The sequence below is a fragment of the Wenxinia marina DSM 24838 genome (assembly GCF_000379485.1).
GTDB classification, from domain to species: domain Bacteria; phylum Pseudomonadota; class Alphaproteobacteria; order Rhodobacterales; family Rhodobacteraceae; genus Wenxinia; species Wenxinia marina.
In genome coordinates this window covers 49,169-61,282 of the sequence record NZ_KB902278.1, presented here as the reverse complement: position 1 = coordinate 61,282, position 12,114 = coordinate 49,169, and the positions used below count along the sequence as shown (strand labels likewise).

The 12,114-nt window shown below is 70.5% G+C and carries 10 protein-coding genes; 5 read left to right on the top strand and 5 right to left on the bottom strand.

What is annotated here, in order from left to right:
• Window positions 1–2: 2 nt before the first annotated feature.
• From A37W_RS0103720 to A37W_RS0103710, 3 genes are all read right to left on the bottom strand, one after another.
• On the bottom strand, window positions 3–773 hold the full coding sequence (locus A37W_RS0103720; RefSeq protein ID WP_229666023.1) for an urease accessory protein UreD: 771 nt from the start codon (window positions 771–773) through the stop codon (window positions 3–5).
• A gap of 214 nt (window positions 774–987) precedes the next feature.
• Window positions 988–3,276, bottom strand: a complete 2,289-nt coding sequence (locus A37W_RS0103715) for a glycosyl hydrolase family 28-related protein (protein ID WP_018301679.1) — start codon at window positions 3,274–3,276, stop codon at window positions 988–990.
• Window positions 3,277–3,418: 142 nt separating this feature from the next.
• Entirely contained in the window at window positions 3,419–3,826 is a 408-nt protein-coding gene (locus A37W_RS0103710) for a DUF4864 domain-containing protein (RefSeq protein WP_018301678.1), read from the bottom strand.
• A gap of 122 nt (window positions 3,827–3,948) precedes the next feature.
• Here A37W_RS0103710 and A37W_RS22690 point away from each other — a divergent pair, with 122 nt between their 5' ends.
• Complete coding sequence (locus A37W_RS22690) at window positions 3,949–4,842, top strand: CHAD domain-containing protein (RefSeq protein WP_018301677.1); 894 nt, start codon at window positions 3,949–3,951, stop codon at window positions 4,840–4,842.
• Here A37W_RS22690 and A37W_RS0103700 read toward each other — a convergent pair.
• Window positions 4,839–6,416, bottom strand: a complete 1,578-nt coding sequence (locus A37W_RS0103700; RefSeq protein WP_018301676.1) for a lysine--tRNA ligase — start codon at window positions 6,414–6,416, stop codon at window positions 4,839–4,841. The genes A37W_RS22690 and A37W_RS0103700 overlap by 4 nt on opposite strands.
• 144 nt (window positions 6,417–6,560) lie before the next feature.
• Between A37W_RS0103700 and A37W_RS0103695 the strand changes: the two genes are divergently transcribed.
• From A37W_RS0103695 to A37W_RS0103680, 4 genes are all read left to right on the top strand, one after another.
• A complete protein-coding gene (locus tag A37W_RS0103695; protein ID WP_018301675.1) occupies window positions 6,561–6,980 on the top strand; it encodes a tellurite resistance TerB family protein in 420 nt (139 codons plus the stop codon).
• Between the two features lie 418 nt (window positions 6,981–7,398).
• The gene (locus A37W_RS0103690) at window positions 7,399–8,013 is read left to right on the top strand and encodes a CDP-alcohol phosphatidyltransferase family protein (protein WP_018301674.1); all 615 of its coding nucleotides are present in this window, start codon (window positions 7,399–7,401) and stop codon (window positions 8,011–8,013) included.
• 46 nt (window positions 8,014–8,059) lie between these two features.
• On the top strand, window positions 8,060–8,974 hold the full coding sequence (locus A37W_RS23125) for a sugar transferase (RefSeq protein WP_018301673.1): 915 nt from the start codon (window positions 8,060–8,062) through the stop codon (window positions 8,972–8,974).
• A gap of 152 nt (window positions 8,975–9,126) precedes the next feature.
• On the top strand, window positions 9,127–11,079 hold the full coding sequence (locus tag A37W_RS0103680) for a polysaccharide biosynthesis protein (RefSeq protein WP_018301672.1): 1,953 nt from the start codon (window positions 9,127–9,129) through the stop codon (window positions 11,077–11,079).
• A gap of 2 nt (window positions 11,080–11,081) precedes the next feature.
• Here A37W_RS0103680 and galE read toward each other — a convergent pair whose 3' ends face one another.
• Window positions 11,082–12,104, bottom strand: coding sequence for a UDP-glucose 4-epimerase GalE (gene galE / locus A37W_RS0103675; protein WP_018301671.1), 1,023 nt, complete (start codon window positions 12,102–12,104; stop codon window positions 11,082–11,084).
• Window positions 12,105–12,114 lie beyond the last annotated feature (10 nt).

Sequence of the window (12,114 nt, the reverse complement as noted above, 5' to 3'; positions counted from 1 at the left end):
CGTCACAGCCTCCAGACTTTTGGAAGATCGGCCTGCCCGAGCGTTTCGAGCAGCGGAACGAGGATACGGCGCAGCGCCAGCCCGTCCGGCGCGGTCAGGCGGGCGAACATCAGGCCCTCGGCGATGAGGCTCGCCCCGCCGTGGCGGCCGAGCGCGGCGCGCGTGGCGTCGAGGCGGGCGGCGGCGTCCGGCGCGGCGAGCAGGATCGAGGCGAAGGCGGCGTGGCCGGGCGCGCTGCGGGCGAGGAGGGCGGCCGGATCGCCCTCCAGCCGCAGGCGGTCGGCGAAGGCGAGGCGGCCATCGGTGCGGACCGTCCAGCTCTCGCGGAAGCGGCCCCGTCGAACCGTCTCGCCCATCGCCGCGCGGCCGAGGATCACCGCCTCGGCCACCAGGGCGCGGGCGCCGGGGGCGAGGTCGAGGTCGAGCGTCCGGTCGAGGGCGCAGCCGTCGAAGAGGATCGTCTCCTGCGGCAGCCAGCGAAGCGCCGCGCCCTCCCCGGCCGAGAGCCGGACGAGGCTGCACGCCGGTTTGGGCCCGTTCGCGCGATAGGCCCGCTCGGCGGCCTGGGTGGACAGGGTCAGCGCGGCGCCCGGCATCGCCTCGGCCGCGACGTCCATCCGGTCGCCGGCGGTCAGCCCGCCGGCGGTGTTCAGCAGCACCGCCTCGAGAGACGGTCCGGCACCGCGCGGGAACAGCAGCTTCAGCGAGCCTTCCTGCCGCAGCGCGCCGATGACCGACGCCGCCCGCGGGCCGGGGACCGCGGACAGTCGCACGGCGCCGCGCGCCCGCGGCGGGGCGGGCGCTCTGTCGGTCTCGGCAAGGGTGGCGCGGTCGAGCAACGGGACCCCGGTCCTGGCAATTCCGGGGCAGACTGACCGACGCGGCGGCGCAAGACCAGAGGCGAGCGACCCGCGGCACACCGGCCGCGGGCGGGACCGGGCCAGGTGCCGCGAGAATGGGCAGGGCGCGGGCGCCCCGCCGTCCGCCTCAGTTCGGGTTGTCCATCCGGATCGACGTCCGCACCGAGCCCGTCACGTCCGTGTCGAAGATCACGCGCACCTGCCGCTTGGCAGAGCCGTACGGCGCATCGGTCCACGGCTGCTCGTAGACCGACGTCCCCGACGCATTCGCGATCCGGCCGGCCGGCACCACCGACTCCACCGTCCGCGCCCAGCCGCCGAACGGCAGCGCGGTCCCGGTATCGACCACCCAGATCCGGTCCGCCGTCGGCTGGTCGTGCTCGACGAGGACGGGATTGCGCATCTCCTGGCTGACGCCGTGAAAGACGTTGGCCGCGACGGTCACGTTCCGCATCCGGTTGTTGTCGAGCGAGGCGAACGTCGTGTCCACGCCCTCCACCCGGTCGATGTAGCCGTTGATCGAGCGGAAGACGTTCGAGGTGACGGTCAGCCCGTGGATGTAGTGGTTCGGCCCGTACGGCTTGATGACGAAGAACCGGAACCAGTCCGCCACGTCGTTCGCCGTGAAGATGTTGCCGGTGACCGTCAGCCCCCCGAAGCTGAACTGCGTGCCGAGGGCCGGAGTCGCGTCGTGCTCGTTCGTCCACTCGATGAAGTTGTTGTCGATGTAGTTGCCGTTCACCAGCGTCTTGATGTTGGACGAGGTGAAGATGATGCCGCCCTTGCGCACGCCGTTGGGCGTCTCGTCCCCGTGGAACCAGTGATTGCCGGTGATGACCGAGCCGGACCCGCCGATGACCGCGAAATGCGCGAACATCATGACCCGGCAGTCCCGGATCTTCAGATCGTTGGCGTTGGTGTTGAGCGCGATGGTCTGGCGGTCCGCCACCGCCAGCGACTGCTCGTTCGACTGGAAGTTGCAGCGGTCGATCAGCATCCCCTGGCAGCCCGCCCCGATCGAGGTGATGCCCCGGTGCTCGGGCTTGTTGATGGCGCAGTCCTTGAGGTGGAAGATCAGCCCCTGCCGCGGCAGCAGCAGTGCCGACGCCTTGCCGTTGCACTGGAAGTCCACGCTGTCGATCACGAACTGGCCGAGATCGTCGTAGCCCGAGAAGTCGAGGAGATAGCGGTAGCGCACGAAGGTGAAGTGCTGCGAGCCCTCGGCATCGTAGAGCGGCGCCGACAGGGTGATCCGCTGCTGCCCCACGTTCACCTCGCGCACGTAGACCTCGCGCCCCACGCCGTTGCCGTGGACGCGGGAGCCGCGCTCGATGTTGGCGATGTTGGCGACGTTGGTCAGGGTCAGCGGGCTGGAGGCGGCGTAGGTCGCCTGGCTCTGCACGCTGGTCGCTGTCCAGTCGGGTCCGTCGATCGGCTGGAACTGTCCGTTCCGGATGACGCGCCGGGTGAAGTAGGTCGTGCGCGACGGATCGCAGGCCTGCATGTCGAGGGGCTTCGACAGGCCGATCCGCCGGCCGCACAGGTCGAGGCTCTCGTGGTCCGAGAAGTTCAGCAGCGCCTGGAAGGCCTTGCGGAACGCCTGCTCCTCGTTTCCGAAGGCGTCGAGGTAGCTTTCGAAGTGGAAGTCCTTCTGCAAGATGAAGCGGCGGTCGTCGGGGACGACGACCTTGCCCTCGAACCGGACGCGGTTCTGCATTGTCACGTCGGCGTTCAGGTAGTAGGTGCCCGCCGGCACCAGCACCTCGCGCCCGTCCGCCGCGGCGTCCGCGGCGTTGAAGGCCGCCGCGTCGTTCGTCGTGCCGTCGCCCCGTGCGCCGTAGTCGCGCACGTCCACCTGGGACAGCATGTCCCGCAGGAAGACGGACGTGATGTCCTCGATGACGATGTCGTCCACCCGCAGGACGCCGCCGTTGGGTCCGGTGAAGTCGAGCCCCAGGTGCCCGAGGACCGCGCCGGTCCACACCATGCCGACGCCGCCGCGGGTGCCGGTGCCGACGATGGCCGACACCTCCACCACCTCGCCGTAGGCGGTCAGCTGCGTCGCCGGGCCGGCCGTCCCCACGCCGCCCAGCGGCGCCGAGGCCGAGGTGCCGGCCCAGCCGGCGATGCGGACCTGGGGCAGCGCGCCGGCGACGGCCTTCACCCGCGCGGTGATGCGCAGGTAGCAGCCCGGCAGGATCGGCGTGTCGCCCATGAAGCGGATCTTCTGGACCGAGGCCGTCTTCACCAGCTCCATGCAGCCGCCGAAATCCTGGTCCGCTGGCACGTAGACCCCGCCCCCTGCGCCGGCGTAGGTGTCGGACCCCGGCGTGCCGTCGCCGCTCGACCAGACGCCCAGCCCGGCCGCGAACGGCGGCGGCATCAGGACCAGACCGTCGGTGATCGCCTTGTTCATGTGTCGTGTCCCCTCGCCCGATGACCTTGGCCGCGTCGGGATTGCACCCGGGCGGTTCGCGATCGCTATCAGGCAGGGGTGAAGGGGGGCTGGCCGCGCCGCGCGGCCGGCGGGGGCGGGACGCAACGCCCCGCGGGCCGGATCAGACGCCGACGTCGGGCGCGGGCAGGATGCGGGCGCCGTTGATCTTCCAGCCGTCCTCGGTGCGGATCATCTCGTACTCGACGACGTGCATCGCGCCCTCCGGGCCCTTGACCAGAACCCGCTGCAGCCACGCCGCGCCGCGTTCGTCCAGCTCCAGGAACCGCGCGTCGGAGTTCGACCAGACCATCGGGTATCCGGTCTCGACCATCGTGCCGAAGTTCTCGGCCGTGCCGAACAGGCGCTGGATCATCGGGCTGGCATGGCGCCACGCCTCGGAGACGTCGCGGTCGTTGAAGGCCTGCAGCTGTCGCGAGATCACGTCCTCGATCCCCGCCCGTTCCGAGGTCTCCTGGGCGACGAGTGGGGCGGCGGCGAGGCAGAGGGCGAGGGTCAGAGCGGTGCGCATGGGGCTCTCCAGTCCGGTATCGTGCGAGGAGATACGGGCGCCACGGCCGTCCGGTTGCATTTTCGCGTGGCCGCGTCACATCCCTGAGGAACGGCCCCGCGGCAGGAGGAGTTCGGCGCCCCATGTCCTACTCGCTGCAATCCTCCGACGGGTCGGTGCAGGCCTTCCTGCGCCGCGTCGCGTCGGAGCAGATGGACGCGGCGGAGGCGGCGATGGCCGGCGAGACCGGCATGGACCGCGCCGCCGCGATCCATGACGCCCGCAAGCGGCTGAAGAAGCTGCGCGGCCTCGTCCGTCTCATGCGGGGCGGCTTTCCGGACTACTCCGCCGCGAACAGGTCCATGCGGAACGCTGCCCGCCTGCTCTCCGACCTGCGCGACCGGACCGCGGTGATCGAGACCTACGACCGCCTGATGGCGGGCGACAGCGCGGCCGGGATCGACGGTCGGCGGACCCGCCCCCTGCGCCTCGCCTTCGAGGCGGCGCGGGACGAGGCGATGGCGGCGCCTGATCTGGACGACAGAGTCGCCGCCTTCCGGGACGCGCTGGCGGCGATCCGGAAGGACGTTGACGGGTGGCGACTGACCGAGAACGGATGGGACGCTCTCGAACTGGGTCTCCTTCGCACCTACGGCCGCGCCCGCGACGACCTGGCGCCCGCGAAGAAGAGCCGCGACGGAGCCGCGATCCACGAGTGGCGCAAGCGGGTGAAGTACAACTGGTACCACACGCGCCTGCTGCGCCGGCTGTGGCCGGAGGTGCTGACCCCGCGGGCGGAGGAGCTGAGCCGCCTGTCCGACCTCCTCGGCGACCGGCACGATTTCGACGTCTTCCGTCCGCACCTGGCCGACGCGCCGCTGGACGCGGACCTCGTCGCGCAGCTGGAGCAGGCGATGGCGGCCCGCATCGAGGCGCAGGAGGCGGAGGCGTTTGCCCTCGGCCGGCGCCTCTTCGCCGCGAAGCCGAAGGCGCTGGCGCGGGAGTGGCGCGCCTGCTGGCGGGTCCGCTTCCGCTAGCCCAGCCTGCCGGCCAGCCCGTCCTCGATCAGCCGCACGCTGTTCTCGACGCCGTACAGCGCGATGAATCCGCCGAAGCGCGGCCCCTCGGACGCGCCGAGCAGCACCTCGTAAAGCGCCTTGAACCAGTCGCGCAGCGGCTCGAACCCGTGCTCCTTGCCGACGGCGAAGACCATCGACTGCAGCGCCTCGGGATCGGCCTCGCCGTCCCACGCCTGCAGCCGCGCCTTCAGGTCCTCCATCGCCGCCCGCTCGGTGTCGGTGGGGGCGCGGTAGGTCTTGGTCGGCTTCACCCGATCGTTGTAGTAGCGCACCGCCCCCGCGGCCGCGCCGTCGAGGCCCGGATGCGTCTGCGGCGAGGCGTCCGGCGCGTAGCGGCGGATGAAGCCCCAGAGCGTGTCCTTGTCCTCGGCCCCCGACACGGCGGCGAGGTTCAGCAGCATCTGGAACGGCACCACCATGTCCGACGCCGGCGGCTGGCCGCGGTGGATGTGCCAGACCGGGTTGGCGAGCCGCGCCTTCTCGTCCTGCCCGTCGAACGCCCGCAGCTGCTGGTGATACTCGTCCACCGCCTTGGGGATGACGTCGAAATGCAGCCGCTTCGCGGTCTTCGGCTTCTGGAACATGAAGTAGGACAGCGAGTCGGTCCCGGCATAGGCCAGCCACTCGTCCATCGTCAGGCCGTTGCCCTTGGACTTGGAGATCTTCTGCCCGAACTCGTCGAGGAACAGCTCGTAGGTGAAATGGTTCGGCGCCCGGCCGCCCAGCACCTCGCAGATGCCGTCGTAGATCGGCGTGTTGGTGGAGTGGTCCTTGCCGTACATCTCGAAATCGACGCCGAGCGCGGCCCAGCGGGCGCCGAAATCCGGCTTCCACTGCAGCTTCACGTTGCCGCCCGTGACCGGCAGCGTCCATTCCCGCCCGCTCTCGTCGTCGAACGTGATCTCGCCCTTCGCGCCATCCACGTGCTTCATCGGCACGTAGAGGACGCGACCAGTCTCGGGGTGGATCGGCAGGAAGCAGGAATAGGTCTGCTGCCGCTCCTCGCGCAGCGAGGCGAGCATGATCTTCATGATCGCGTCGTAGCGCTCGGCCGCGAGACGGAGCGTGTCGTCGAACCGGCCCGAGCGGTAGAACTCGGTCGCGCTGATGAATTCGTACTCGAACCCGAAGCTGTCGAGGAAACGCCGCAGCATCGCGTTGTTGTGGTCGCCGAAGCTGGCGTGCGTGCCGAACGGGTCGGGCACCGTCGTCAGCGGTTCCTGCAGATGCTCGCGCAGCATGTCGGTCTGCGGCACGTTATCCGGCACCTTGCGCATCCCGTCGAGGTCGTCGGAAAAGCAGATCAGCCGGGTGGGCAGGTCGCTGATCGCCTCGAAGGCGCGGCGGATCATCGTGGTGCGCAGCACCTCGCCGAAGGTGCCCATGTGGGGCAGGCCGGACGGGCCGTAGCCGGTCTCGAACAGGACGTGCCCGCTGGCCGGCGGGGCCTTGTCGAACCGCTTGAGCAGGGCCCGCGCCTCCTCGAACGGCCAGGCCTTGCTGGTCATCGCCACGTCGCGCAGGTCGGACATGCCCTCGCCCCTTCATGTCGGCAGGAAGTGCGGCGTCGTCCCTAGTCCCGGCGGCGTGGCCCGTCAATCGGAGGGGCCGTGCCTTGCCCGGTCGCCGCGGCGTGCTTATTCCAGTGTCGCAACGAAGAAGCGAAGGCCAGGGCAATGTCCGACACCCCCTCTCTCGAACCGACCGACGCGCTGATCGCGCTGATGATCGCCGTGTCGGCCTCGGACGAGGACATCCGCACCGCCGAACTGGTGACGATCACCAACATCGTGAACAACCTGCCGGTCTTCGCCGACTACGACACCGCGCACATCCCGACGATGAGCCGGCTGGTGTTCGACCTGTACGCGCAGGAGGACGGCCTCGACGCGCTGTTCGACCTGATCCGCACCGCCCTGCCCCGCCGCCTGTGGGAGACCGCCTACGCCATGGCCTGCGACGTCGCCGCCGCGGACGGCCGGATCGAGGGCGCCGAGGCGCGGATGCTGGAGGAGATCCGCCACGAGCTGGAGATCGACCGCCTCCACGCCGCGGCCATCGAGCGCGGCGCGCGGGCGCGGTATCAGAGGCTGTAGGAGCGGAAGGCGGTCCGGGCGCACCAGTTGAAGGCCGGAGCTTCGTGCTGAGAGGGCGCGAGCTCGATTTGATTGGCGAGATCGATCCTGGAACATCCGGAGGGCGGCGTCTGGCCGCGCTCAGACGCTCCGACGGGGCGGTAGAAGCGCTTTATCTGGCCTCCCCCGGACGACCTCGACCATCTCGCAGGTGGTGAGGAAGCGTCTGGCCGGGGGGCGGCCAGACGCTGCCCGGGCCGCTGGCGCGGCTGAGTCCGGGCGGGCGCCAGGCTCCACGCCATCCCTGTTTCCGAAGTCGGGTCAGGTCTCGCGGCCAAGTCGCGGTTAGGAGACTCTTGCAGCCGCCCTCCGCTCAAACCCCCGGCACCGCGCCCCGCCGGCCATTGCCGCACGCCCGGCAGCCCGGCATGAAGGGCCGATGCTCGACGCCTACGCCCGCCGCCTGATCGACCCGCCGCTGAACCGCCTCGGCGCACGTCTCGCCGCGCGGGGCATCGCACCGGACCACGTCACGCTCGTCGGCCTCGCCTTCGGCCTGCTGGCCGCCGTCCTGATCGCGGTCGGCTGGACGCTGGCCGCCCTGATCCCCATCGCCGGCTCTCGCCTGTGCGACGGGCTCGACGGCGCCGTCGCCCGCGCGAGCCGCAGGACCGACTACGGGGGTTACCTCGACATCGCGACCGACTTCCTGTTCTACGGCGTCGTCCCGCTCGCGTTCGTCCTGAACGACCCCGCCGGCAACGGCGCGTCGGGAGCGTTCCTCCTCGCCTCCTTCTACTTCAACGGGGCGACGTTCCTCGGCTACGCCATCCTGGCCGAGAAGCGGCGGATGGAGACGGACGCGCAGGGGGTGAAATCGCTCTACTTCTCGAACGGCCTGCTCGAGGGCACCGAGACGATCCTTCTCTTCGTCCTCGTCTGCCTTCTCCCCTCGACCTTTCCCACGCTCGCCTGGATCTTCGGCGCCCTGTGCTTCCTGTCCGGTGCGCTGCGCCTGTGGGGCGCCCGGCTGGTCTTCCGCGAGCGGGTTTGACCGCCTGCGCCCGGCCGGATAAGGCGCCACGGGGCGTGAGGGACAGATGCGGACCACGATCAGGGGCGGCGACGACGAGACGGCCGGTTTGCTGGCATCGGCGCTGGGGGACCGCGGCGCCACGGTCGATCGCCGGCCGGAGGACGGGCCGCTCCGCGTCGCCTGCGGCGACCGCCCCGCGATCACCCTGATTACGCTGCCCCGCGCGCCCGGTGACATCGTGCGGCACCTCGAGGCAGGCCATATCCTGGTGGCGCCGCTTCACGCCGGTCCACCCGTCGCCGGCGTCTGGCGCCCGCGCCTCTCCGCCGGCAGCCTCGCCAGCCGGCTGCTGGACGGCTCCGCTGAGGGCGCCCTCGCCGACGACCCGTCCGGCAGCCGCCTCTACCGGGTCGGCGCCCGGGCGCTCGACCTGTGCTTCGTCGTCGCCGTCGCCGTGCTGCTCGGCTGGACCTTCCCCCTGATCGCCCTCTGGATCCGCCTCGACAGCCCCGGATCGGCGATCTTCGCCCAGACCCGCGTCGGCCGGCACGGGCGCCCCTTCACCTGCCTGAAGTTCCGGTCCATGCGCGCCGGCACGCGGCAGGCCGGCACCCATGAAGTGTCCGCCGACGCGGTGACGCGCCCCGGCCGCCTCCTCCGCCGGCTGAAGCTGGACGAGCTGCCGCAGGCCTGGAACGTGCTCATGGGCGACCTCGCTCTGGTCGGGCCGCGCCCATGCCTGCCCGTGCAGAAGGACCTGATCGCAAGGCGACGGGAGCGGGGCGTCCTGTCCATCCGGCCCGGCATCACCGGTCTCGCCCAGGTGGCCGGCATCGACATGAGCGACCCGGAGCGACTCGCCCGCATCGACGCGGCCTATGCGGCGATGCGGTCCCTGTCGCTCGACCTCGCGCTGGCGTGGAGAACCGTCCGGGGCGGCGGACGGGGCGACCGCGTCGACCGCGGATCGGCCCGTTGAGCGAAATGCCGCTTCCGGATTTGCGTACTTTGTTGATTTTCCGCGGTGCGGCATCCTATCATGGTCGTGATACGGAAGTTACCGGTTCGAAATCGTCGTCGTGCTAGCGACCGCCCCGCACAATTCTATGCCAGAAACATTTCGAGGCTGACGTGGGGCTTGGCAATCTGATCGTTTCCCTGCCGCGGGGGGCAAAGCAGGCCACCCTGGCACTGCTCGACGTGGCGCTCGTACCCATTGCGCTCGTGGGCGCCTACACGCTGCAGCTGAACGGCCTTCCGCCGAGCGAGGCGCTCCTCGATCGCTGGCAGGCCGTGCCTCTCCTGATGCTGATGGCCGGGCTGCTGTGCCTCGCGCTCGGCATCCACAAGGTCCAGCTCAAGGCCTACGAAAGCCGGGCGATCCGGCTGAGCGCGGTGCATGCGGTCGTGATGGGAATCGCGACGGCGATCGTCGACGACATGGCGAACGGCGGCATACCGGCGGCGACGTTCATCACCTTCGGTCTGCTCTACTTCTTCCTCACGACAGGATCGCGATTCCTGTTGCTGCAGATCGTGCTCGCGATCTACCGGCGGAACCACGACCAGGTCCGCGTCATCATCTACGGCGCCGGCCGCACCGGCCAGCAGCTGGCCGCCGCCCTGTCGACGGACGACCGCATCCAGCCGGTCGCGTTCGTCGACGACGACAAGAGCCTGCAATCGACCATCGTCCGGGGCCTGTCGGTCTATTCCCCCCTCACCATCCCCGCGCTGATCCGCGACAAGGGAGCCCACCGCGTCCTGCTTGCCATGCCATCGGTCCCGCGGACGCGGATCAACCAGCTGTCCCGCCAGCTCGAGGACATGGGCGTGGAGGCGCAGACGCTGCCCTCTTTCGCGCAGCTCGCCGGCACCGACACCCAGCTGCTGGTGGAGCAGTTGCGCCCCGTCACGCCATCGCGCCTGCTGCGCCGCGCGCCGCTCGACGCCGAGCTGCCGGGCGGGTCCGAGACCTACGTCGGCCGCAGCGTCATGGTGTCGGGCGGCGGCGGATCCATCGGCTCGGAACTGTGCCGCCAGCTGATCCGGTGCCGGCCGGCGAAGCTCGTCATGGTCGAGTTCAGCGAACTTGCCCTCTACTCCATCACCAACGAGCTGGAGCCGCTGGCGCAGGCGAACGGCGTCACGCTCGTCCCTATCCTCGCCTCGGCCGGAGAGGCCGCGCTGATGCGCAAGGTTCTGACCGACCACGCGGTCGAGATCGTGCTGCACGCGGCGGCCTACAAGCACGTTCCGATCGTCGAGCACAATCCCGTGGCCGGCCTCGCCAACAACGTGCTCGGGACCCAGGTCCTGGCCCAGGCCGCGCTGGACTGCGGGGTCGAACGTTTCATCCTGATCTCGTCGGACAAGGCGGTCCGGCCGCGCAACATGATGGGCGCCTCCAAGCGGCTGGCCGAACTGGTGGTGCAGGACCTCGCGCAGCGCGCCCAGACGACGGGCGGGCGCACGATCTTCTCGATGGTGCGGTTCGGCAACGTGATGAACTCCTCCGGCTCGGTCATCCCGCTCTTCCACGAGCAGATCTCCAAGGGCGGGCCGGTCACCGTCACCCATCGTGCCGTGACCCGCTATTTCATGACGATCCCCGAGGCCGCGCGCCTCGTCCTCGTCGCCGGCACCTTCGCCGAGGGCGGCGAGGTGTTCGTCCTCGACATGGGCGAGCCGATCGCGATCTACGACCTCGCCCGGCAGATGATCGAGGCGATGGGCCACCAGCCCCGGACCGAGGAAACCCCGGACGGCGACATCGAGATCAGGATCACCGGCCTGCGTCCCGGCGAGAAGCTGCATGAAGAGTTGCTGATCGGCCAGGGCCAGCTGACCACGCCGCACCCCAAGATCCTCCTCGCGCGCGAGACCAAGCTGTCCGAGATCGAGGTCGCCGCCGCGCTCAAGGCCCTGCGGGGGGCCGTGGCCGAGGCGGACGTGGCCGGCGTGCGCAGCGTCGTCGCCCGCTTCGTCGAGGGCGGCGAGGCCATCGTGGCCCGCGAGCCGAGCGCGCCGGCACAGCCGCCGGCCAACGTCCCCGCGCCGGGGGCGGCGCCCCAGCCGGTCTGACTTCAGCGGTCGTTGTCGCCGTAGCCGACCGGATTGGCGCTCTGCCACGCCCAGAGGCTGCGGACCATATCGTCGATCCCCAGTTCGGCCCGCCAGCCCAACGCCTCGGCCGCCTTCGCACAGTCGGCCTCCATCGCCGCGACGTCACCCGGACGCCGGGGATGGACCTCGGCCGGAAGCTCCCGCCCGACGGCCCGGCAGAAGGCCGCGTGCATCTCGCGCACCGAATAGCCCCGCCCCGTCCCGATGTTGAGCGCTTCGAAGCCGCTCGTCTCCTCGAACCGGCCCAGGGCCGCCACATGAGCGCGGGCGAGGTCCACGACGTGGATGTAGTCTCGCACCCCCGTCCCGTCCGGCGTGTCGTAGTCGTCGCCCCAGATGCGCAGCGCACCGCGCCGTCCGGTCGCGACCTGCGCCAGGAACGGCATCAGGTTCTGCGGCACGCCCCGCGGATCCTCGCCGATCCGGCCCGAGGCGTGGGCTCCCACCGGATTGAAGTAGCGCAGCGCGATGGCCGCCGCCCCGGGCGTCGCCCGCGCCCAGTCCGCCAGCACGTCCTCGCAGATCGCCTTGGTCCGGCCGTAGGGACTGGTCGGCGCTCGCGGATGGACCTCGTCGTAGGGCAGGTAGACCGGCTCGCCATAGACGGTCGCCGAGGACGAGAAGATCACGCGCCGGCAGTCCCCCGCCGCCATCGCCGACAACAGGGACACGGTGCCGCCGACGTTCACGCGGTAGTAGTCGAGCGGCTTCTCCTCGCTCTCGCCCACCGCCTTGAGACCCGCGAAATGTATCACCGCGTCGGGCCGGTGCGCGGCAAGGATGTCGATCAGGCGTGCGGTGTCGGTGATGTCCGCGTCCAGCACCTCCATCGGCCCGTCCGCAAGCTCGCGCACCCGCGACAGGGCGGTGCGCGAGCCGTTGTCGAAATTGTCGACGACGATCGGCTCGTGCCCCGCCGCCAGCAGCTCCACCAGCGTGTGGGACCCGATATAGCCGGCGCCGCCGGTCACCAGAACGCGCATCGCACCTTCC

Coding starts and splice junctions, on each gene's coding strand:
- A37W_RS0103715 (WP_018301679.1), bottom strand. CDS start 3,276: ATGAACAAGGCGATCACCGACGGTCTGGTCCTGATGCCGCCGCCGTTC.
- A37W_RS0103710 (WP_018301678.1), bottom strand. CDS start 3,826: ATGCGCACCGCTCTGACCCTCGCCCTCTGCCTCGCCGCCGCCCCACTC.
- A37W_RS22690 (WP_018301677.1), top strand. CDS start 3,949: ATGTCCTACTCGCTGCAATCCTCCGACGGGTCGGTGCAGGCCTTCCTG.
- A37W_RS0103700 (WP_018301676.1), bottom strand. CDS start 6,416: ATGTCCGACCTGCGCGACGTGGCGATGACCAGCAAGGCCTGGCCGTTC.
- A37W_RS0103695 (WP_018301675.1), top strand. CDS start 6,561: ATGTCCGACACCCCCTCTCTCGAACCGACCGACGCGCTGATCGCGCTG.
- A37W_RS0103690 (WP_018301674.1), top strand. CDS start 7,399: ATGCTCGACGCCTACGCCCGCCGCCTGATCGACCCGCCGCTGAACCGC.
- A37W_RS23125 (WP_018301673.1), top strand. CDS start 8,060: ATGCGGACCACGATCAGGGGCGGCGACGACGAGACGGCCGGTTTGCTG.
- galE (WP_018301671.1), bottom strand. CDS start 12,104: ATGCGCGTTCTGGTGACCGGCGGCGCCGGCTATATCGGGTCCCACACG.